20 protein-coding genes are annotated in these 20,341 nt (G+C 64.0%); 9 read left to right on the plus strand and 11 right to left on the minus strand.

Annotated elements, in window-relative coordinates:
- Positions 1 to 44 precede the first annotated feature (44 nt).
- From C4901_RS13370 to C4901_RS13415, 10 genes are all read right to left on the minus strand, one after another.
- On the minus strand, positions 45 to 446 hold the full coding sequence (locus C4901_RS13370) for a biopolymer transporter ExbD (RefSeq protein WP_110137755.1): 402 nt from the start codon (positions 444 to 446) through the stop codon (positions 45 to 47).
- Positions 447 to 458: 12 nt separating this feature from the next.
- Positions 459 to 1,175 carry a MotA/TolQ/ExbB proton channel family protein gene (locus tag C4901_RS13375; RefSeq protein WP_110137756.1) on the minus strand — a complete coding sequence of 239 codons (717 nt, stop codon included), beginning with the start codon at positions 1,173 to 1,175 and terminating at the stop codon, positions 459 to 461.
- Positions 1,176 to 1,440: 265 nt separating this feature from the next.
- Entirely contained in the window at positions 1,441 to 2,136 is a 696-nt protein-coding gene (locus C4901_RS13380; protein ID WP_110137757.1) for a GntR family transcriptional regulator, read from the minus strand.
- Entirely contained in the window at positions 2,124 to 2,711 is a 588-nt protein-coding gene (locus C4901_RS13385) for an NTP transferase domain-containing protein (RefSeq protein WP_110137758.1), read from the minus strand. The genes C4901_RS13380 and C4901_RS13385 overlap by 13 nt, the downstream gene beginning before the upstream one ends.
- Entirely contained in the window at positions 2,711 to 3,640 is a 930-nt protein-coding gene (locus C4901_RS13390; protein ID WP_110137759.1) for an XdhC family protein, read from the minus strand. The genes C4901_RS13385 and C4901_RS13390 overlap by 1 nt, the downstream gene beginning before the upstream one ends.
- Complete coding sequence (locus tag C4901_RS13395) at positions 3,630 to 4,706, minus strand: ring-opening amidohydrolase (protein WP_110137760.1); 1,077 nt, start codon at positions 4,704 to 4,706, stop codon at positions 3,630 to 3,632. The genes C4901_RS13390 and C4901_RS13395 overlap by 11 nt, the downstream gene beginning before the upstream one ends.
- A complete protein-coding gene (locus C4901_RS13400) occupies positions 4,706 to 5,278 on the minus strand; it encodes an ureidoglycolate lyase (protein WP_110137761.1) in 573 nt (190 codons plus the stop codon). Before C4901_RS13400 ends, C4901_RS13395 begins: the two co-directional genes overlap by 1 nt.
- The gene (locus C4901_RS13405) at positions 5,265 to 6,125 is read right to left on the minus strand and encodes a xanthine dehydrogenase family protein subunit M (RefSeq protein ID WP_168185739.1); all 861 of its coding nucleotides are present in this window, start codon (positions 6,123 to 6,125) and stop codon (positions 5,265 to 5,267) included. The genes C4901_RS13400 and C4901_RS13405 overlap by 14 nt, the downstream gene beginning before the upstream one ends.
- Positions 6,126 to 6,127: 2 nt before the next feature.
- Entirely contained in the window at positions 6,128 to 6,586 is a 459-nt protein-coding gene (locus C4901_RS13410; RefSeq protein WP_110137763.1) for a (2Fe-2S)-binding protein, read from the minus strand.
- Entirely contained in the window at positions 6,583 to 8,853 is a 2,271-nt protein-coding gene (locus tag C4901_RS13415; protein WP_205736015.1) for a xanthine dehydrogenase family protein molybdopterin-binding subunit, read from the minus strand. The genes C4901_RS13410 and C4901_RS13415 overlap by 4 nt, the downstream gene beginning before the upstream one ends.
- A 345-nt stretch (positions 8,854 to 9,198) precedes the next feature.
- On the opposite strand from C4901_RS13415, the gene C4901_RS13420 reads away from it, so the two are divergent.
- The 5 genes from C4901_RS13420 to C4901_RS13440 all read left to right on the plus strand — a co-directional run bounded on the left by C4901_RS13420 (position 9,199) and on the right by C4901_RS13440 (position 14,169).
- Positions 9,199 to 9,630: a cupin domain-containing protein gene (locus C4901_RS13420; protein ID WP_110137764.1), complete on the plus strand. Its 432-nt coding sequence runs from the start codon at positions 9,199 to 9,201 to the stop codon at positions 9,628 to 9,630.
- 9 nt (positions 9,631 to 9,639) lie between these two features.
- The gene (locus C4901_RS13425) at positions 9,640 to 10,341 is read left to right on the plus strand and encodes a cysteine hydrolase family protein (RefSeq protein WP_110137765.1); all 702 of its coding nucleotides are present in this window, start codon (positions 9,640 to 9,642) and stop codon (positions 10,339 to 10,341) included.
- The gene (locus tag C4901_RS13430) at positions 10,338 to 11,597 is read left to right on the plus strand and encodes an amidohydrolase family protein (protein ID WP_110137766.1); all 1,260 of its coding nucleotides are present in this window, start codon (positions 10,338 to 10,340) and stop codon (positions 11,595 to 11,597) included. The genes C4901_RS13425 and C4901_RS13430 overlap by 4 nt, the downstream gene beginning before the upstream one ends.
- Positions 11,591 to 13,159: a gamma-glutamyltransferase family protein gene (locus tag C4901_RS13435; protein WP_110137767.1), complete on the plus strand. Its 1,569-nt coding sequence runs from the start codon at positions 11,591 to 11,593 to the stop codon at positions 13,157 to 13,159. Before C4901_RS13430 ends, C4901_RS13435 begins: the two co-directional genes overlap by 7 nt.
- A 62-nt stretch (positions 13,160 to 13,221) precedes the next feature.
- Positions 13,222 to 14,169: a phosphorylase gene (locus C4901_RS13440; protein WP_110137768.1), complete on the plus strand. Its 948-nt coding sequence runs from the start codon at positions 13,222 to 13,224 to the stop codon at positions 14,167 to 14,169.
- Between the two features lie 58 nt (positions 14,170 to 14,227).
- Here C4901_RS13440 and C4901_RS13445 read toward each other — a convergent pair whose 3' ends face one another.
- A complete protein-coding gene (locus C4901_RS13445) occupies positions 14,228 to 16,492 on the minus strand; it encodes a TonB-dependent receptor (protein WP_168185740.1) in 2,265 nt (754 codons plus the stop codon).
- Positions 16,493 to 17,643: 1,151 nt separating this feature from the next.
- On the opposite strand from C4901_RS13445, the gene C4901_RS13455 reads away from it, so the two are divergent.
- The 4 genes from C4901_RS13455 to C4901_RS18195 all read left to right on the plus strand — a co-directional run bounded on the left by C4901_RS13455 (position 17,644) and on the right by C4901_RS18195 (position 20,339).
- Entirely contained in the window at positions 17,644 to 18,357 is a 714-nt protein-coding gene (locus C4901_RS13455) for a TonB-dependent receptor (RefSeq protein ID WP_205736016.1), read from the plus strand.
- Positions 18,320 to 18,733, plus strand: a complete 414-nt coding sequence (locus C4901_RS13460) for a hypothetical protein (protein WP_145960732.1) — start codon at positions 18,320 to 18,322, stop codon at positions 18,731 to 18,733. The genes C4901_RS13455 and C4901_RS13460 overlap by 38 nt, the downstream gene beginning before the upstream one ends.
- The gene (locus tag C4901_RS18190) at positions 18,675 to 18,917 is read left to right on the plus strand and encodes a hypothetical protein (protein ID WP_205736017.1); all 243 of its coding nucleotides are present in this window, start codon (positions 18,675 to 18,677) and stop codon (positions 18,915 to 18,917) included. Before C4901_RS13460 ends, C4901_RS18190 begins: the two co-directional genes overlap by 59 nt.
- 81 nt (positions 18,918 to 18,998) lie before the next feature.
- Positions 18,999 to 20,339, plus strand: a complete 1,341-nt coding sequence (locus C4901_RS18195) for a TonB-dependent receptor (protein ID WP_255410722.1) — start codon at positions 18,999 to 19,001, stop codon at positions 20,337 to 20,339.
- Positions 20,340 to 20,341: the final 2 nt, after the last annotated feature.

A 20,341-nucleotide genomic window follows, 5' to 3' on the forward strand; every position in this document is an offset into this window, starting at 1 on the left:
CCCGTCTGACATTGCTTCGATGCGCATCCGTCCGCCCGACCGGTTCATGCCTTGGGCTCCGTGGCGATCCCGATCTGGCTCACACCGGCCTTGCGACAGGCATCCATGACATGCACGAACTCCTGGAATGGCACCTTCTTGTCGGCTGCGATCGTCACCTGGGTCTTGGCCGGATCGCCATCCCCATGGAGCATCGTCACCAAGGCCGCCAGATCATAGTGCTTGTCATTCACGACCACCGTGCCCGGGGTCTTTACGTTGATGACAAAATGCGGGTGCGGCAACGCGTGCGCCTGGCTCGATGTCGGCAGGTTCAGGTGCAGCCCCCGATCCGAGATCATCTGCATCGTGATCATGATGAAGAATACGAGCAGAAACAGCATGACGTCGATCATGGGGATGATCTCCACACGACCCTTCTTGCGTCGACCCATTCGTGGTGTCATGGCATCCTCCCGTCAGATCATGACCCGGCCGTCCGCCGGCCGGCCTTCTTGTGCTTGCGCCTGCGTAACCGATCCGGTTTCCGGCCACACCGGCGCACCATCCATGCGATTGAGCAACAGGATCTTCAGGGACTCAAGCTGGTACACGATCTTCTCTATGGCATTGTTGAAGGCGTTGAAACTTATAAGACCTACCATGGCTATGAAAAGTCCCGTGGCGGTCGCGATAAGGGCATCGGCCACACCGGCCGTCACCGAGGTCGGTGCATGGCCGGGCAAGGCCAATATCGAAAAGGCATGAAACATCCCTATTATGGTCCCGAACAGCCCGAGAAGCGGCGCCAGTGTCACGATCGTGTCGAGAAGCCATAACCTCTTGTCGAGCGTTGGCGTAATGAGAAATATGGTCTCATCGAGGCGGTTGGCGAAGGCCTCCCCGCGCGCGCTCCCGTAGTGGTGGATGAGACCGAAGTAACGCTGCGCCACCTCCACGAGGCGCGCCTCCGGAAGACCCGCGCAGCGGTCAACGATCTCTTTCAGGTCATCGCGCTGCATCTTGCCTCGTCGGGATATGTCCTGAATCACCTCCTTGCCCTTTCTCAGGCCCCGCCGCAGGAACCATAGCCGGTCGATGATGACCGCGATCTCCAACATCATGACGAGCGCCAAAACATACAGCACGCCGTCTGAATAATTTGCCAAATGAACGATATATTGCAGGACTACCATATTCGTCTCCTTCGCGTGGACTTCTGAACGAATCATGCCGTGCATTCTCCGGATCGACGCAATAACGCTTCACGCCGCTGGACTTGAATGCATCCTTGCATACACTTACAGCATGTTTCGTGCCATACGGTACTACCGGGCTATGACGGCCAAAACCGCGAAACTCCGCGCCGATCCCGTGACGGTGCCACCGCGCAAAGCAGGACAAAGCCCGCCTATGGGGAATGGCCCTCAGGATCGCACCATTAGCGCCCACGCATGCGCCTTAGCGCATGGCGGACCGGGCCGCGCCGTTCTCGGTCCTGGCCAGCTGTTCCAACGTCACGCTGCGCGCGAATTTCTCGCTTTGCAGGATGTGATCTGTCATGAGCGTCTTGGCGGCCGCCAAGTCCCCTTCCAGCAGCAGACACACGATCCTGTGATGCTCCTCGTAGGTCCGTTCGATACGGAAACCGGCCGTGAAATCAAGGCGCCTTATGACCCGAATGCGCTCATTGATGTCGTTCAGATAGGTCGCCAGGGCGTGATTCCCGCCGCCACGCGCAAGCGCCATGTGGAACGACTCCTCCTTTTGCACCATGAGGCTAAGGTCGGTGGCGGCTCCCGAGCAGTGCGCGGGATCCCACTCCCGCGCCAACGCCCACAGCGCCTCTTTGGCCATGGACCTCGCGGCGATCTCCAAAGACAGGCATTCGATCGCGGTGCGTACCCGGTAGAACTGCGCGAGCTCGGATATGCTGATCTGGCGCACGAAGCATCCCTGCTTTGTGCGGATACTGACCTGTCCTTCCTGGGCCAGGCGTTGCAGGGCCTCACGTACCGGCGTGCGGCTCACCCCGAAAAACGCGGCGAGATCGGACTCGGTGATGCGGCTCCCGGGATAGATCTCGAAGCTCAAGATCATCTCTTTCAGGCTCTCATAAATAGCCGATGCACTGACACGCGACGCTACCCCGTCCATAGCGGCCTCCTTAGCTTGCGATATCGCAGATAGCGCGACCAATCCCTGCGCCGATTCATGTTGCGCCGTATCGAGCGATCCTGTACGGCGATGCGGTGCGCGCCAGCCGACGCGAGCACGTGATCGAGGCGCTCTTTGGCCGGGTTCCCGTGCCCGGCAATGGCGGTCGCGAGATCATGCGAAAGCAATGCCGGATGCCCGCCCTGCCCGCGCCAGGTGGGGGTGGCGGCACACGCCCCGCGCAATCCCTGGCGAAGCCGGCAGATCGTGGCCGGCGCAGGGGGCCAGGCGTCCACCAAAACCACAAGGACAGGGCCATGCGCGCCGCGCACACCCGCGCGCAGGCTCGCGAACGGCCCGCCCGCCCGGTTCCTGTTCCAGATCCTCCGAACTCCCGGCGGCACGCAACGCGCGGTGTTCATGGCCGAGAACCCGAGCACGACGCGCACCTGTGCGAAACCTTGCGAGCGCAAACGGCGGCATTGGCGGTAAAGCCAGGGGCGGCCCTCGATACGCCGGCAACCCTTGGGGGCGTGGGCCCGGGATGAGCGTCCGCCGGCCAACACCACGGCCATCACGGAACCCCCCCTTGGCGCCTTTGCAGGAGTTCGGCGAGAACGGCAACCGCCACCTCATAAGGCTTCTTCCCGAGACCAGGGAGCCCCATCGGCATATGCAGCCTGGCGAGATCTTTGTCACCATAACCGTGGTCGCGGAGGCGTTTTCGGAAAAGCGCGGCCTTTGTCCGGCTGCCGATCACACCCAGATAATCGATGGGGCGCGCAAGGAGCGCGGTGGTGATGGCGAAGTCAAGACCGTGGCTATGGGTCATGACGAGCGCCGATGGCGGGGGGTTCGTGTCTTCGGCAGGCGGCATGGCGGCGATATGGCGAGCCGCCCCCGCTGGGAATCGCTCCGCATTGTTCCACTCCGGGCGCGTATCAAACACCGAAACGTCATATCCGAGACGGCAAGCGAATGCCGCGATCGCGGCACCGACGTGCCCTGCGCCAAAGAGCCATAACGGATGGCTCATCGCCGCGCGTTTCCAAAAATACGTCCCACCCTGCCCGACACGGAGGCCAGCTGGCCATTCAGGCATCGCCGGGTCCGGGATCCGCTCGGCCGCGGCGGGATGCCAGCGACCCCGCCGCCAGGCCCCCATCAACAGCGGCTGATCCCGGTGGTCCCAGCTGTAGAGACGCGGCGCATCCTCCTGAAGCCAGGGCTCTGCCACCAGCGGGACGGGGCAAATGATCGCCGTTACACGCCCTCCACAGCATTGGTCATGCTCACTACTGAGCGAAAATTGCACGACCGCCCCGATGCCCTGTTCGCGGCACGCGACGGCGCGCGCCTTAAGGGCCTCTTCGATGGCGCCGCCCCCTACCGAGCCCTGCCAACCGGACGCGCCGAGATACAGGGAATCCCCGACTGCGGTCGGCGCCGAACCCGCCACCTGCGTCACCACCACCTCGACCAAAGCGACCGCCTCAGGCTTCATCGACGATCACCGCCACCGGCCCCCCTCCCGGCGGCCCCATGTGTTCCGCGCGCGTGGAGACATAAACCGCCGTGGTCCCCGTCAGGGCCGCGAGCACGGCACCCACCACGCACCGCGAATAGCGCATGTCACTGAAATCCTCGTCGGTCCACATGGTATGGCGGCGGCCACGGATGCTATGACTCGGATCGGCATCGGATTTGGCGAATATGGCACGGATACGGCGTGTCTGATCGGGCGCGAGCTGCCCGCACGTCGACAGGCCGGCGGTGGCCAACAGCGCGCGCACCGGCTCTATATCGATAATGTCTCGCATCACGGCGTGGTGGATACGGCACGGGCTATCCCAATAGGGCGAGTTCGCGAATACCAAAATCTCGCTTGCGCACACACCGGGCTTGGCCGAGACATTGGCGACCTGCGAGTAGAGATCGGGGCGCGCAGCTATGGCGTCATCGGTAAGCGCCTCGCCGTCAACCTCGCCGAGGGCGGCCGCCACCCCCAGGGCCGAGGCCGCCCGCGCATACGCCATGGTGCAGCGCGCCGGGCTCACGGCGCCGGCCGCTACCGCCGGCAGCGCCGCCTTCACGTGCACGAGATGCACATCGTCCGGAGGCACGCGCAGCTCCGACATCGCCCGGCGCATGGCCGCCTCGGTCTCGCGCACCATGACCATGGTCCCCGCCTCTTCGGGACCGAGGGGTCGCGTGCGGCTCGCCGCGAGCGCCAGACATTTCCGCGTCGCGGGTTCACTTGGCGCCACCACCCCGGTTTTCGTGCAGACAAGATAATGGGGCGTTATGACGCCTTCGGAGCCCCCCGAGAACGACAGCATGACGCGGCGCTCGACGTCTCGTTCCGGAATCGCCAGATGTTCGGCCAATAGCCGCGTGAAGGCCTGCGTCGCCATCGCCCGCGTAAAATCGTTGCCCGCGCCATTGCCTTCGGTCTTGCCGATGACGGCCACGACCTCGGCGGCGGCGATACGCCGGCCGCGCAAGGCCTGCGCGAGCCCTTCGACATCGTCGGGGGCCGCCGCCGCAAAGGCATGAACGTCGGCACGCATCAGAACGGAACCCTGGGGATGCGCCCGGTACGGGCGACGACATCGATCTTGAACACATCCCCATCATCGATCTCCCGGGGACCCGACACCGCGCACAATGCGTTCACCACCTCTTCGGAATTGGCGGTAAATACCGTTACCGGCTTGTCGATCGCCATCGGAAAATCGTGCCAGGTCCCCTTGTGGATCATGACTCCATGCCCGGCGGGCAGCCTAAATGCCACCATGTCCGCGAAGTCCGGTACCCACCGGCCGGCCTCATGATTGGGCTTGGCCAACACCATGACAAACGGCTGATCGCCGAGCCCTATGAAAAGTTGCGTCATGCGCAGATGTCGCTCGAACCATACGAGCTCCGAGGACCGCTTGCTGATGCGCGCGGTGCGCACGACCGCGCGCCCATGGTAGGCGAACTCCAGATTCTGCCCCTCCTCGACACTTGCATAGAACGGGATCGCAAGGCCCGGCCTGTGGACCTCGGCACCTATCATGACGCCGTAGTCCTTGATGTTGTCGGCGGTGGCATCCATGAGCGGCACATCGAATACCGCCCTCTCCTCAGTCGCTTGCATCGAAACCTCCTTGGTGTCTCCACGGCGCGAGGGCCTCGCGCACCAGGTTCACGGCGACGCGCCGGCGGTATTCGGCGGTCGAGCGGATATCATCGCGGGTGGCCAGATCACGCCCCAGCGCCTCGGCCAGGTCCTCATCGTCCGGCAGGCCGCAAACGGTACCCGTGATGGTGGCAGCGAGCGCGCGCGCAAGAATGGGAGTCGCGGCCACGCTCGCGAATCCGAAACGCACGCACTGCCAGGCACCGGGGCCGCCGGCCAACAAGGCCGCGAGGCCGACCTTGCTGATGGCCTGGGCGCGCCTCGTTCCAACCTTGCGAAAATAATGACGCGCCTGCGGTGGGGCGCACGGCACTAGAATCTCCCCCAGGATCTCCCCCGGGCGCCGTACCGTGGTCTTGTACCCGTCATGGAATCGCTCGTAGGGGACGTGTCGCGAGCCCGCAGCCGACATGAGGATCACAGATGCCCCGTAGGCCAGCAGGACCGGGGCATTATCGGCGGCCGGTGACGCGTTCATGATGTTGCCCCCAAGGGTTGCGCGGTTTTGTATCGCGACCGCGCCGGTCGCCCGTGCCGAGGCGGCAAGGGCGGGCAGAGCCCGGCAAACGATGGGATGCCGCCCGATCTCGGTCATGGTCGTGAGCGCGCCGATCGCCACGCCCGTGGAGGTCTCGCGGATGCCCCGCAGGCCGGCCACGCCGCCGAGGCTCAGATACTCGTGACCCTCGGCGCGTGGATCACGGCCGACCATGACGTCGGTCCCTCCGGCGATCAACATCAAATGGGGGCGCTCCGCCAACAACGCCAAGGCCTCATCGAGATGGCGGGGCGCGTACCAGGACATGCTCACTCCCCCTGCCCCGAGGCCGCGCGGATGGCAGCGTAGATCCCCCCGTAGCCCGTGCATCGGCACAGATTTCCCGACAATGCCTGACGAATCCTTGAAAGATCGGGACACGGGTGGTCGTTCAGCAAGGCGCGCGCGGCCATGATCATGCCCGGCGTACAGATGCCACACTGCGTCCCCCCGGTGGCCGCAAACGCCGCGAACAAGGGGTCGTCCGCGGGCAGACCCTCGAGGGTCGTCACCTCGTGGTCATTGACCTCGGCGATCGGGACAAGACAGCTATTCACGAGCACGCCGTCGAGCAGCACCGCGCACGATCCGCACTCGCCCTCCCCGCAGCCCTCCTTGGTCGCGGTCAAACCACACTCGTCACGCAACACATCAAGCAGACGCCGCACCGGCGGAAAACTCCCGCGGACTATCGATCCATTCACGATGAACCGGCATGGGACTGTCATGGGCACCTCCGATCCATGGCCGCCAGGATATGCTCGGGCATCGCCGGCACATGCCGAATCTCGGTGCCAAGCGCGGCATTTATGGCGTTTATGATCGCCGGTGCGGGTCCGTCCATCGGCAACTCGCCTATCCCGGCAGCGCCACCGGGACCCGCGCCGTGCCGGGATTCCTGGAACAATACGCGTATCGGCGGAATATCGGCGCTGGTCGGGATGATGTAGTTGGTGACACGGTTATTGGCCATCTGCCCATCCGCCCCGAAATGTACGTCCTCGAACAAGGCGTAGCCTATGCCCTGCACCACGCCGCCCTCGATCTGGCCCGCCGCCACCGTCGGATGTACAACCCGTCCGACCTCCTGGACGGCCGTGAAGTCGAGAATGCGTGCCTCCCCGGTCACGACCTCGATCTCGACCTCGGCCACGTAGCAGGCCCACGCAAAGCTCGCATAAGGGCTCCCCTGAAAGGTCGACTCGTCCCACTCACTGCCCGCCGGATGCCGGTAGTCGGCGATTACGGTCGTGACACCCCCGGAGGCATGAAGTCGCGCGCAGGCGGCACGGAACTCGTCGTAGTTATACGCGGACGGCAACATGGCATCGGCGCGCAATCGGGCAATGAGATCGCGCGCGGCCTGCGTGAGTATCCCCCCCACCACCATGCACGTCCGTGAAGCCACCGTCGGGCCCGAGTTCGGTACGTCACGGGTATCAGGCCTTGCCACCGCGACCCCCTCGTAAGGGATGCTCAGGGCCTCGGCGACGATCCGGGAGAGCGTCGTCTGCATGCCTTGCCCCATCTCGGTGGTCGATGTCAGGATCTCCACGAGGCCGGTGGCGCCCACGCGCAGGCCGGCACGGGAGCGCAACGCGAGCTCGCCGTTGCCGGTAAATCCGGCGCCATGGTAGAAGGTGGCAAGCCCTATCCCCTTGCGGGTAGCGCCCCCCTGCACGTTCCAGCGCCGGTAGGCCTCGACCTTGGCATGATAGCCACAGACCTCCAGGGCCTGATCGATGACCCGCCGCATATCGAGCGGCCCCTCGATGCTCTGTCCGGCCGGCGAGATATCCCCCGGGGCAAGGATGTTGCGCCGGCGCAGCACATCCGGGGCCATTCCGAGATCGCGCGCCAGCCCGTCGAGGGCGGCCTCCAGGGCGAAAATGCTCTGCGGCGCCCCGAATCCCCGGAATGCCCCGAATGGCGGATGGCTGGTGGCCACCGCGCGGCCGCGCACGCGAATGTTGTCGCAACGATAAGGCCCGGCGGCGTGGATGACGCCGCGCGACAAGACCACCGGACTCAAAGTGAGATAAGCGCCCCCGTCGATCGCGAAGTCGATGTCAATGAAGCGCAGGCGCCCGTCGCGGCTCGCGCCGAGACGCACGCGTGAACGCGAGGGATGGCGCTTGGGCGTCACCGCCATGTCCTCGCCGCGCCCATAGATGAGCGCCACCGGCCGGCCGCCGGCCTTCAAGGTCAGAAGCGCCGCATGGCAGGCGATATGCGACGGGTACTCCTCCTTGCCCCCGAACGCGCCGCCGGTCGCGCATTGCAGGACGCGAACCTGTTCCTCCGGCAGGCCAGTCGCGTACACCAGCGCCGCATGGACGTAATATGGGCATTGGAGCGACCCTTCGACGGTCAGAACGCCGTCTTCCACGCGCGCTATCATGCCCTGCGGTTCGATATAGAGATGCTCCTGCGCCCCGGTGCGATATTCCCCTTCAAACACATGGCAGGGCCCATTCTCGGCGTCCATCACCGAGCCCTTCTCCATGAGGTAATCACGGTAGACGTTGTCGGGGGCGATCCGCCGCGTGTCCAAGCGCAGGGCCTCATCGATAGTAAAGACCGGCGGCGCGGCGCAGGGGCGCTCTTCTATGTGGATGGCCGCCAAGGCGCGGGCCAAAGCCTGAGGGTCGGGGTGCGCGACCAGGACCACCGGCTCACCGGCGTGGCGATACCGCGTTTCCACCAACACCGGCTGATCCGTCTCGATCATCTTGACGGCATTGATCCCGGGTATGTCCGCGGCCGTTACCACCACATATTCGCTCCACGGTACATGGTCATCGAAACTGATCGAGACGACCGTGCCACCGGGCAGGCACGTACGTAATGTCGCGGCATGGAGCATTCCCGGATAGCCGATGTCGGCCACGTAACGCGCCGTGCCGCGCACCTTTTCGGTCCCGTCTTTGCGTAAAGGCGCGTCCTTCAAGAGAGTCGTCCCGAACCTGTCATCGTTATGCATCGATGTGTACATAGCATTTTTCGTGCCGTCTCGGCCTTATGCCGGTCGCGGTCCATGACGCGCGCATCGAATCGTTCACAACACGCGTATTTCCGCCCGATAACAACGCTCAAGTCCGTCTGTGACCCGGCACCCCCCGGGAAGCGGTAGGCCCCGACAGCCGTCCAGCGCGCCGCAAGAGCGCCCCCTGCTAGGGCATGAACGTTCTTGGTATGCACGAAAACGGTGAGGCCATCGCCATGGATGGCACGGGGGGCGCGGGAGAACCTTGCCAGCCTTAAGCCCATCGGCTTGGCACGTTTACTGCTTCGGTCCCACTGACAACAGACTTAAAAATCGTTGGCCCGAGAGCGATTCATGAAACCAGAAGAGAATGCGCCGACACGGCCTCACGCCGAGGAGTCAGACCCGGACGATGGGCGCGAGCGGTTGGCAAGGGCGGTCTCGCGCTATGTCCTGACCCCGTCGGACCTGGCTCAGCACAGCCCGCAGTGGCGGGTGCTGCGGACCGGGGTACGTATCCGCGAGCTCTTCACGGGGACATGTCCGCGCATCGCGCTGCTCTCTTATGCCCCCGGCGCCCGCGTACCGCTGCACCTCCATACCGGAGATGAGCACATCTTTGTGATCCAGGGCAGCCAGAGTGACGAGCACGGCGACTACGAGGCCGGCTCTTATGTATTCAATCCGGCCGGAAGCCGCCACTCCGTGCACAGCCGCGAAGGCTGCGTGGTATTGATCCAATGGCAAGCCCCCGTGGCGTTTGTCGACAACGACCAAAACGAATAGGAGGACACAATGACCGGATTTGATGTCGAAGCGGCGCCGTATCGCTGGCCATTCGACGGGACGGCGCATGCCGCCACGACCGCCTTTCTCATCATCGACATGCAGACCGATTTCTGCGGAGAGGGCGGCTATGTGGACACCATGGGCTACGACCTGAGCCTTACGCGCGCGGCGATTACACCGATCCGAGAGACCTTGGAGGTCGTGCGCAAGGTCCCGGGGATGCATGTCATCCATACCCGTGAGGGGCATAGGCCGGAACTCGTGGACCTGCCGGCGAACAAGGCGTGGCGCAGCCGCAAGGTGTGTCCCGGGATCGGCGAGCCCGGGCCCTGCGGACGCATCCTGGTGCGCGGCGAACCGGGTTGGGAGATCGTCCCGGAATTGCGTCCGGCGGCAGGGGAGATCATCATCGATAAGCCCGGCAAGGGCAGCTTCTATGCCACCGACCTCGAGCACATCCTGCGGACGATGGGCGTGACCCACCTCATTCTCACCGGGATCACGACCGATGTGTGCGTACATACCACCATGCGCGAGGCCAACGACCGGGGCTTCGAATGTCTGCTCCTGACCGACTGTACCGGCGCAACCGAGAAGCGCCACTACGAGGCGGCGATCAGCATGATCAGCATGCAGGGAGGGATATTCGGGGCTACCGCGCCTTCGACCAACCTGCGCGCGGCGCTGGCCGGCATCATCGCCTCATGACCCTGTTTCGGGCAGCCCTCTTGAATCCCGTCGACGTCCAGTCTTGGCAGTTCCTGGACGACGCCGGCCTGCTTGTCCTGGATGGCGTGGTCCGCGCGCTGGGACGCTTCGATGACGTGGTCAAGAATTACCCCTGGGAACCGGTAAGACTCGAGGGCGTGATCCTGCCGGGCTTTGCCGACATCCATATCCACTGGGTGCAGCATGCCGTCCGCGGACGCTATGCGCAAGACCTTTTGCCGTGGCTTGCGACCCACATCTGGCCGGAAGAGGCGCGCTATGCCGATAGCGTGCTCGCCGAGCAACGGGCGGCTCGGTTTTTTGCCGATTGCCTGGCCGCCGGCACCGTGATGGGCATGAGCTATTCGAGCCCGCACCCCGCAGCGGCGCGTATCGCGCATGCCGCGAGGCGTGGCGACTGGATCACGGGAAACGTGGTCATGACGGCGAACGCCCCGGCCGATCTGGTCGCGGCAAGCGTGAAACCGCCGGCCGATCTCGCCGCTCTGTCGGAGGCCCTTGGTCGCGCGCATTACGCCATCACACCGCGCTTTGCGTTAAACTGCACGGCCGACGATCTCGCCGCCCTGGGCACCTTCGCGCGCGACCAAGGCCTTGCCGTCCAAACCCATCTTGCCGAATCGATAGCCGAGGTACGGGAGGTGGGGCGGCTATTCCCACAGGCCCTCGACTACACCGACGTCTATGATGAGGCCGGCCTTCTTGGGCCCCGTACCGTGCTCGGTCATTGCCTCCATTTGAGCCCGCGGGAATGGCGCTGCCTCAAGGCGCGCGGCTGCTGGATCGCGCATTGCCCATCGAGCAACGAGGCCTTGGACAGCGGCCGTTTTGATCTCGACTGCGCGCGGCGCTACCAGGTCCCGTTCGCGCTCGCGTCCGATGTGGGCGCGGGCCCGAGCCACAGCATGCTCCATGTCATGCAGAGATTCCGGCGCCAGCACGAAACGGCCGACGTCCGCGTGGATCCCGAAGAGGCCCTGTTTCGCGCAACCCTCGCCGGCGCGCGGGCGATGGGGCGTGGCGCCGTGGCCGGCAGTCTGGATCCGGGGCGGCGCGCGGACTTCGTGCTCATGCCGCGCGGTACGCGCGCACAGTCGCCGCGGGCATGGTTCGAAGATCTCTTGGAGGGCTCGCCCGATGAACTCGAGCAGCGCCCGCTTGGAACCTGGATCGCCGGGCACCGGGTTTCCACAGGCAGTCGCCCGGCACCATCAGAGCCGATCTTGCCATGCTAGCGCAGTCGCATACCGCACTTGTCACGACCCCCCATCCCGACGCCACGCGTGCCGGCCTTGCCATCTTGCGCGCCGGAGGTAATGCCATAGAAGCGGCCCTGGCGGCGGTGGCCATGTTGTGCGTCATCTACCCGCACATGACCGGCCTTGGTGGCGATGCCTGCTGGTTGCTCGCCCGGGACGGACGCGAGCCGCTCGGCATCCTCGGCATAGGACAGGCGGCCGCCGTGCGGCCACCCGACGTGGGGCATGCCATGCGCGGCCCGGCGGCGGCCTCCACGACCGCCGGCGCCGTCGATAGCTGGCGGCTCGCGCACCGCCTCAGCCGGGAGTCCTGGGCAGGGACCCTCGATTGGCCCACCCTCCTCGGGCCCGCCATCGCCCGCGCCAAAGAAGGCTATACAGTGAGCCAATCCCAGGCCTTCTGGCACAAAACCCACCGCAGCGCGCTCGACCCCCAACCGGGCTTCAAGGACACCTTTGAGCGCCCCGACGAACCGTGCGAGGCCGGTCGCCGGCAAACGCAAGGCGCGCTCGCGGCGACCCTTGCGCACATGGCCGAACAGGGACCGCGCAGCTTCTATGAAGGCCCGCTCGCCCGGCGCCTGGCCGCCGGCCTGCACGCCGCCGGAAGCGTGGTGACCGACACCGACCTCAAGGCGACACGCGCCGCTTATGTGACACCGCTTGCGGTTTCCTACCGTGACGGGGAGGCCTTCAATCTGCCACCGCCCACCCAGGGCGTCACGGCCTTGCAGATCCTGCGCCTCCTGAACCGTTTCGAGATCCCACGGGCGCGCGGCGACGACACACGCTTTTATGTCCTGCTCATCGAGGCCATAAAAGCGGCGCTCGCCGACCGCAACCGCTTCGTGGCGGACCCCGCCTTCACACCCGTGCCGGTGTCCGCGATGCTCGGCGATACACCGCTTGCCGGCGACGCGGGCACCGGGACCGACGCCCCGGATGCCGAGCACGCGGCGCTCTCTGGCGATACCGTCTGGATCGGCGTGCGTGACCCGGCCGGGGGCTGTGTCAGTCTCATTCAGAGCCTATTCTTCGATTTTGGCAGCGGCGTTGTGGCCGGAGACACGGGTGTCTTATGGCATAACCGGGGGGCGGCGTTCTCACCCATCGCCGGCCATCCCAACGCCTGGGCCCCCGGAAAGCGCCCCCTCCACACCCTAAGTCCAGCCTTGTACCGCAAAAACGGCAAGATGCGCGCCATCTACGGCTCGCAGGGCGGCGACGGGCAACCGCAGGCACTCGCCCATATCCTGACACGGCTCGTCGACTTCGGTCTGGATCCGCTTACCGCGCTTGCGCGCCCGCGCATCCATGTAGGGCCGACCTTCCTCGATAGCCGCAAAGGCATTAAGATCGAGTCCGATGCCGACATCGCCGCGATCCGCGATCTGCAGCAATTCGGCTATCCGATCGAGATCGTGTCGGCGTTGAATCCGGGCACCGGCCAGGCCGGCGCCATCACCATAAACGCAAGCGGCAGTCTTCTGCTGGGCGCGCATGACCCGCGAAGCGAGGGCCTGTGCCTGGGACTGTGACACCCCCGGCGCAGGCCGCCAGCGCTTTGCCAAGATCCCAAACCCACGGAGAGTCACCTGGCATGAGCAACACCGGTAAAAACAGAGTACGGCGCGCGCTCCTCGCCGCCGCCCTCGGCGCACCGCAGCTGGCATACGCAGCACCTCCCTACCACCCGCGGGCCATCGTCCTGACCGCCTTCCCTCTGGAATTTCGTGTCTGGCAGGCCACCGGACGATACACGCACACGGTACGCGTCCCGGGACTGCCCCGGCCCATGATCTGCAATACCCGACGCGTGTGCGTGGCCATCACCGGCGAAGGCGAGATCAATGCCGCCGTGCGCACCACCGCAATCGTACGCGACCCACGACTCGATTGCCGTGCCACGCTCTTCATACGCAGCGGCATCGCAGGCGGCGTGCAAAGTCGCGCGGCGCTCGGCTCCGTCTATCTCGCCAACTGGATCGTTTCATGGGGGTTTGGCCACCATTATCTGACGCGATCCGGACACATGGCGTGGGCACCGCCACGCCCCCCGTATGCCCACAACCCCTGGGACACGCTTGCCTATCGCGTGGCGCCAGGGCTGCTGTCGGCCGCCTACGCCGCCACCCGCGCGATGCCGCTTTCCGACAGCGCCGCCGTCCTGCCACTCGACGCCGTCCTGAGCCTGCACAAACATCCCCGCGTCTATGAGGGCGCCAACGTCTCGGGCGACGACTTCTGGATCGGACGACAAAACCAACGTATCGCCCGTCACATCGTCGCGCTCTACACCCACGGGACCGCGCGCTACGCAACCACGGCCATGGAGGATCTCGGCGACATCGCCGCGCTCGCGGCCTTCGGTCTCCAGCATCACTATCTATCGGTGCGCGCGGTATCCGACATCGACGTCCCGCCGCCCGCGACCTCGGTCGGGGCGATCATTGCCAAGGGTGACGAGTACGCGGGGGCGCTCGCCGCCGGCAACGCCTACCTCGTGACGCGGCGCATCATCGCCCACCTCGTCTTGCATAAACCTTGACCGCACGAAGGCCTCCGGCCGTGACCGGAGGCCCGTATGACACTAACCCGCGGTGCCCCTAGAACGTCGCCTTCAACTCGACGCCCACGAATCGTGGCATCATGGGCTCGGCCTCGTTATAGCTCCCCGGACCGTTCGGGTAACTGAACTGCTTTTCATAAACGTAGGCGTGGCTGTTTAGGATGTTGGTGAAATTGAGCGCCGCCTGCAACGACTTGATGCCGGGGGCATGAACCGGCAAGGTGTAGGTAAACGAGGCATTCACCGTATGATAGGCCGGCATCGAACTCGTCGTAGGTCCCCCGGCAAGGGTGCCGATCACCTGCGAACCCACGAAATCCACCCACAGCGCGCTCGTCAGGCGCGCGTAGCGGTCCTCGATGCCGATGTTCGCCAGATAATGCGGCGTGTATTGCTTGGGATCGCCGGCCTTGACGGAGCTGCCGAAGGAGTTGGTGGCATTGGACGTATAGTGCGCGCTCTGCACAGACCAGCTTCCATAGACCTTGAGCCCATAGCCGGGCTCGTAGGAGCCGGTCAGGTTCAGGCCCGTGTAACGCGACGCCCCGTAATTGTACTCGTAGGTCAGGCCGTTGGTAACGTCATAAACCGAACTGAAGGTATGCACGAAGTCCTGCCGGTAGAGCGCGGCCCCGAGGGCCGTGCGCCGGGTATGAAACGCGACGCCCAATTGGTAACTCGTGACCTTCTCGGGGACGACGGTGATACCGGGCGGTGGCGATGTCGGCGTGGCGAAGGAATCAGCCGAGTAATACGCGGAGATGTTGGGGAATTTATAGGCCTGCGCCGCGTTGCCGTAGACCTTCAGATGCCTTGTGACCTTGAACGACGCGCCCAGGTACGGCGAGGGCTTGGTATACGAGTTACCGCTGCTCGCCCCGACCGGATAGTACGCGCCGGGAATATCATTGATCGCGGTGTCGACGTACTCCTCCTTCACCCCCGGCACAATCGTTAGCGCCCCCAGGAAGTGGAGTTCGGCCTGGGCGTAGATCTTGCCGTAGATCCGGTAGGCATGTTCGTCCCAGGCATCATTCTGGCCCGGTATGCTGGCGGCCCCGGGACTCGCCAGCCAAAACTGGCTCGAATGGTAGATCGAGGCCGCGCCGAAGCCCCCGAAGGTCACCTTGTCCGACCCAAACAGGAGGTTGACCGCCTCGCTCAACCCGGCGGTCCGCGTGACATAAATATAGCGATCGTACGGTGCGCCGTTGCCAAACGGGAAGTAGGTGATGTTGCCGTCATAGGTCGGCGTCACCGCCGGGTTCTGGTAGGTCAGCTGATCGGAACGTGTGTAGGCATAGAAGGCCTTGGTGTCCAGCAGGATGTAGCGATTCATGTCGGTCTTGTAGCCCAGGATCGCCATCTCGTGCGTGGCCTGACCATAGGAGTACGTAAAGCTTCGCGGCCACTGGTAAGCCGGTCCATGCAGTGCAAGCAAAGGGGCGGGCATGCGCGCCGGGATATAACCCGAATTGTTGTTGTAGAGCAGGATCGCACTGAACTGCGAACGCCCGCCGCGCGACGGCAGCACATAGGCGCCATAGAAGGAATTGCCGCGGTCCGGTGAGTTCTGGAGATAATTGCCGGTACTATGATGCGCGGCCCGCAGAAAAAGCGCGCCACCATGCTTGGAGGCGCCGGTATTCACCTCCGCCCCATAGCTCCTGGTGTCGAAGCTCCCGATTCCTCCGAATACCGAGGCCGAGAAGGTCTTTCCGGGCATGCGCGGGGCATACTCCACGGTCCCGCCGATACCGCCTATGGTATTCACGGCCGGCTCCGCCGGACCATAGATGACACTGATCCCCGAGCTCTCGCCGAGAGTCACCGGTACGAGGTTATAAAGGGACGCATAATTATAATTGCCGCCGGTCAACCCTCCGCTAAAAAGATCCCCTATGGGCAACCCGTCATAGGTGTAGCCGAGCTGGGTCCCGGAGAAGCCACGTACCGAGATATGTGGCCGCGTCCCCAGGGGATTCGTGCTCGTGACGTTGACTCCCGGCATGCGATTTAATATCGTCTGAGCGTTCTGCGACATTTCGTTGTGGTGCAGGGCGTCTGCGCCAAGACGCGCCACCGGGGCCCCGTGAGCCCCGTCCATCACCGCCGCCTGGCCTTTTGCCGCACGTTTCTTACCGGTCTTGCTGACCGATGTGATCTTCACGACCTTGCCGTGATCCGCGACCACCACGGGCTTCGCCTGCGCATCCGCAAGCCCTGGAAAAGCAGCGGCCAAGGCGCCCAGGAGTGCCGCGCGGAAAAGAGAGCGTCCTGCGAAGATTGTGGTTTCCGGCATTTCCATCCCCCATTTTTCGTTGGCACAACGCAACGTTGTGTACATCACCGCAAGCACTAACCATGCCAATACGCCACTTTTCCGGATATCCCAGATTATGGCCGGACCATACGGCGGATCTTCGTACCTTACAGGGACCATATGCCCGCATGTTGGGCAATCCCCGCCCCTTATGAGGGCGTATCGGAAATAGTCCGGCCGGTGCCTATGTTTAGCGCCCCCTCCGTTGACCTGGTCCAAGTCGCCAGGCCTATCACCCGCGCCACCCTTGCGCATACTCGTGAAAAACATGCCCTATCCCATGCGTATCATCCTGTCGGGGCATGCGTTTATGGTGATCGACGCGCCCTTGCCGTGATCGGCATGCGGCCCTTCGTGGACCCCCCATGCAACCCTATCGTCCGGTCCATGCTTGCGCATTTCACCGTCCGCGCCGTCCTTTACGCCAAGACATCGCGCGCGCCTCTGCCGGCGCCGCGCATAACCACGGACGATAGCGTTCTCGACGCCAAACCAGCGCCTTTCGGGACCGTGTCCGCGCACTTGTCAGGACGGCTGGTCCCGGCGAACCTAAGGGGGTCGGCGCGTCCGGGGACCTCGGGCACCCCGACCTCAATCCCGCAGCCATTGCGCATGTCCGCGCCACCGGGCGCGTAGCCCAGACTCACTCCGTGCCCGCCGAGATGAATCCGGACATCAGACGCCGGCACTCGCGCATTCTCTATTTCGGGATCCAGGACCGGTTCCCAGAATCGCCCACCTGCAGACGACTCGTGGACAAGATCGACGAGGACGGGGTTCGGCTTTCGGAGTTTGTGTCATAGCCGTCCGCCGAGACGAGCCCGATCCCGGGGCGTATGTCGAATATCCCCGGATCCCACGGGACATTCGCCCGAGGCCGGCTCATGGATCGACGGGGGCCTGCGCCATACTGATCCACCAAAAGGCGGATGTGGCTCGTATGCGGGCACGGCCGGGGGATATCGTGGACTGACGGACGAGCACCCAAAGCGCGCCGGAAGCGCCTCTAGCCCTTGACGCTATTATGTTTCTCTTATGATTCGGGAAATCCTTACAGCAATCCTACGGGAATGGCACATATCCTGCTCAACGGATGTACACAACGTTATATATCCGCAAGGAGATGGCCCATGTCCCGCATGTACCCTGCTTCACACACCCTTCGCTTGCTCACGATTGCCATGAGCGGCGCGCTGGGGATCGCGTATCCGCTCACCTCGTCAGCGCACACGAAGACCGGTGCACACAAATCCGGCAAAGTCATACACATCACCGGCGTGCGCAAAACGGGCCGCAAGGCCCACGCCCCCTTGAAGGCCCCCTACACCGAGCATGCCATCGGGGCACAGGCCATCCGCCATGCCTCGCCGGCGCAGAACGCGCAGACGATCCTCGCGCGCAAGCCGTCGATCAACGCCTTCAGCACCGGTCCCAATGGGGTGCGCAGTACGATCACCTTCCGCTCCTTTACGAGCGGCCAGTTCACCGAGACCTTCGATGGCATCCCCTTGAACGACATGTTCAATGGCGGTACAACCAACAGCGCCTCGATGCGCAACGCCATACCGCTCACGCTCGCCGACACCGCCGGTATCCAGATCTACAACGGCATCAACAACCCGGCGGTCAACGGCTACAACTCGCTTGGGGGCACCATCAACTACAAGCCCCTGCAGCCGGCCCGACGCATGGGCGGGGCGGTGGAGGTGGATCCAGATCTACAACGGCATCAACAACCCGGCGGTCAACGGCTACAACTCGCTTGGGGGCACCATCAACTACAAGCCCCTGCAGCCGGCCCGACGCATGGGCGGGGCGGTGGAGGTGGGCTACGGGAGCTTTGATACCGCAAACTGGGGGGCGGTCTTCAACACCGGCTCGCTCGGTGGCTTCCGGTCGGTGTTCAGTTTCCATCGCCAGACGAGCCGCGGGTGGGTCAAGAACTCCGCCGATCAGAACAATAACTTCTACTACGCTGGCGTCATGCCCTATGACGGCGGGCGCTCGCGGATCTCCACCTACCTGATCGTGAACCACAATACCGGCTACACGCCGCACAGCGTCCCCGAGCCGCTCGTAAACCGGTACGGCATCTCTTATAACTGGCCCTTAAACTACGATCAGACCAACAACAAGGATACCGAGATCACGGCCATCATCGATGAACACGCCGCACAGCGTCCCCGAGCCGCTCGTAAACCGGTACGGCATCTCTTATAACTGGCCCTTAAACTACGATCAGACCAACAACAAGGATACCGAGATCACGGCCATCATCGATGATAAGAGCCTCATAAACCGCTGGCTCGCGACCGACTCCAAGATCTTCTATCAGAGCGACAACTACCAGCGTACCTCCTACAGCAACCCGGCGTTCCGCCAGAGCGCAAGCCAGCCCTACTAGCCCTACTACCTCCCGAACCAGGGCACGGGGTATAATTTCTGGAGTTCCTACCCCAGTCCCCCGACCTATAACCCGGCGGCCATCTTCGGGTCAGTACGCAACGGTACGGACTATCACCTTTACGAGGATATATCGAGCGATCTGGGCTACAGCCCGAGCGTCACGATTTTGGCCCCGCACAATACCGTGACCGTGGGCGGCAATGTCACCTACGGCCTCCTGCACTCCGGGGAATTCTGGTACGGGTCGGCGCCGGTGCCTACGGTCTCCGGATACAACAACGCCTGGGATGAGCACGACGAGCGCCTATTGGCGTCGGCCTATGCGCAAGACGATGTGGGCCTCTTCGACCACACCGTGCATATCACCCCGGGCGTCAAGTTCCTCGATGCCTATACCATCAGCTCGGATGCCATCGGCATCTATTACCCGATCGGCGGGACGGTGGCCAACAACCAGCACTTCGTCTCGCCCACCCTGGGGATCAACTACGCGCCGCTGCCGGGATTCAGCGTCTATGCCTCGTGGGGGCGGAACATCAAGTTCCCCAACATCGGCGCCTATTACAGCAACATCGCCGAGACCAACGCCGCCGGGCAGTATGTGGTCGTGCCGGTCTCGATCAAGCCCGAATACGTCACCGACTATGAGCTCGGGACGCGCTACCGGCACGCGGGCTTTCTGGGGAGCGTCGATGCCTATCGCGAGTACTTCACCAACACCTTCGTGAATGTCACCAACCCCACGACCGCGCTCAGTACCACCACCAACGGCGGGCGCTCGCGCTATCAGGGCATCGAGCTCACCCTGGAGCAGCACTTCGGGCACATCCTCGTCGGCCGCTGGCTCGGTTATGCCAACTACTCCTACAACCAGGCGGTGTTCACTTCATCCTTTCACTCCACCTACGCCGGCCAGGTCTCGGCCGGCCAGCCGCTCGCCAACGTCCCAAAGAACATGGTGAACGTGGGGCTGGGCTGGCGCCTGGGTGGCATCGACGCGCGCATCGGCGCCAAATACGTGGGCCCGCAGTATGTGAACCAGCAGTTCGCGGGGTCCCGGGGGCCTCAAGATCCCCGGCTACACGGTCACCAACATCGGCCTGTTCGATACCATCCCGCTCCACGAGGTCGACGTCAAAAGCGTGAAGCTCGCCTTGAACATCGACAATGTCTTCAACCACCATTATGTCGTGGCCGCCACCAGCAACTCCGACTACTATGGGAACCCCTATCTGTCGGTGTTCGAGGGCATGCCGTTTTCGGTGTATGGGAGTGCCACGCTGACGTTCTAGGCGGCGTTGAGGCTGGGGCGCAGACCGGGGCGTCCTGGGTGGGCACCACGGCCTGCCATGCAATCGACATAGAGAGGCGTTACGCTGCCCGACACGGGCCGGCTCGCGGGCCGTACACAAAATATTAGGG

The sequence above is a fragment of the Acidiferrobacter sp. SPIII_3 genome (genome assembly GCF_003184265.1).
Taxonomy (GTDB): Bacteria; Pseudomonadota; Gammaproteobacteria; order Acidiferrobacterales; family Acidiferrobacteraceae; genus Acidiferrobacter.

What these genes read in the sequence shown, in the direction of transcription:
- C4901_RS13370 (WP_110137755.1), bottom strand. Translation starts at nt 446, where the DNA reads ATGACACCACGAATGGGTCGACGCAAGAAGGGTCGTGTGGAGATCATC.
- C4901_RS13375 (WP_110137756.1), bottom strand. Translation starts at nt 1,175, where the DNA reads ATGGTAGTCCTGCAATATATCGTTCATTTGGCAAATTATTCAGACGGC.
- C4901_RS13380 (WP_110137757.1), bottom strand. Translation starts at nt 2,136, where the DNA reads ATGGACGGGGTAGCGTCGCGTGTCAGTGCATCGGCTATTTATGAGAGC.
- C4901_RS13385 (WP_110137758.1), bottom strand. Translation starts at nt 2,711, where the DNA reads ATGGCCGTGGTGTTGGCCGGCGGACGCTCATCCCGGGCCCACGCCCCC.
- C4901_RS13390 (WP_110137759.1), bottom strand. Translation starts at nt 3,640, where the DNA reads ATGAAGCCTGAGGCGGTCGCTTTGGTCGAGGTGGTGGTGACGCAGGTG.
- C4901_RS13395 (WP_110137760.1), bottom strand. Translation starts at nt 4,706, where the DNA reads ATGCGTGCCGACGTTCATGCCTTTGCGGCGGCGGCCCCCGACGATGTC.
- C4901_RS13400 (WP_110137761.1), bottom strand. Translation starts at nt 5,278, where the DNA reads ATGCAAGCGACTGAGGAGAGGGCGGTATTCGATGTGCCGCTCATGGAT.
- C4901_RS13405 (WP_168185739.1), bottom strand. Translation starts at nt 6,125, where the DNA reads ATGTCCTGGTACGCGCCCCGCCATCTCGATGAGGCCTTGGCGTTGTTG.
- C4901_RS13410 (WP_110137763.1), bottom strand. Translation starts at nt 6,586, where the DNA reads ATGACAGTCCCATGCCGGTTCATCGTGAATGGATCGATAGTCCGCGGG.
- C4901_RS13415 (WP_205736015.1), bottom strand. Translation starts at nt 8,853, where the DNA reads ATGTACACATCGATGCATAACGATGACAGGTTCGGGACGACTCTCTTG.
- C4901_RS13420 (WP_110137764.1), top strand. Translation starts at nt 9,199, where the DNA reads ATGAAACCAGAAGAGAATGCGCCGACACGGCCTCACGCCGAGGAGTCA.
- C4901_RS13425 (WP_110137765.1), top strand. Translation starts at nt 9,640, where the DNA reads ATGACCGGATTTGATGTCGAAGCGGCGCCGTATCGCTGGCCATTCGAC.
- C4901_RS13430 (WP_110137766.1), top strand. Translation starts at nt 10,338, where the DNA reads ATGACCCTGTTTCGGGCAGCCCTCTTGAATCCCGTCGACGTCCAGTCT.
- C4901_RS13435 (WP_110137767.1), top strand. Translation starts at nt 11,591, where the DNA reads ATGCTAGCGCAGTCGCATACCGCACTTGTCACGACCCCCCATCCCGAC.
- C4901_RS13440 (WP_110137768.1), top strand. Translation starts at nt 13,222, where the DNA reads ATGAGCAACACCGGTAAAAACAGAGTACGGCGCGCGCTCCTCGCCGCC.
- C4901_RS13445 (WP_168185740.1), bottom strand. Translation starts at nt 16,492, where the DNA reads ATGCCGGAAACCACAATCTTCGCAGGACGCTCTCTTTTCCGCGCGGCA.
- C4901_RS13455 (WP_205736016.1), top strand. Translation starts at nt 17,644, where the DNA reads ATGTCCCGCATGTACCCTGCTTCACACACCCTTCGCTTGCTCACGATT.
- C4901_RS13460 (WP_145960732.1), top strand. Translation starts at nt 18,320, where the DNA reads ATGGGCGGGGCGGTGGAGGTGGGCTACGGGAGCTTTGATACCGCAAAC.
- C4901_RS18190 (WP_205736017.1), top strand. Translation starts at nt 18,675, where the DNA reads ATGAACACGCCGCACAGCGTCCCCGAGCCGCTCGTAAACCGGTACGGC.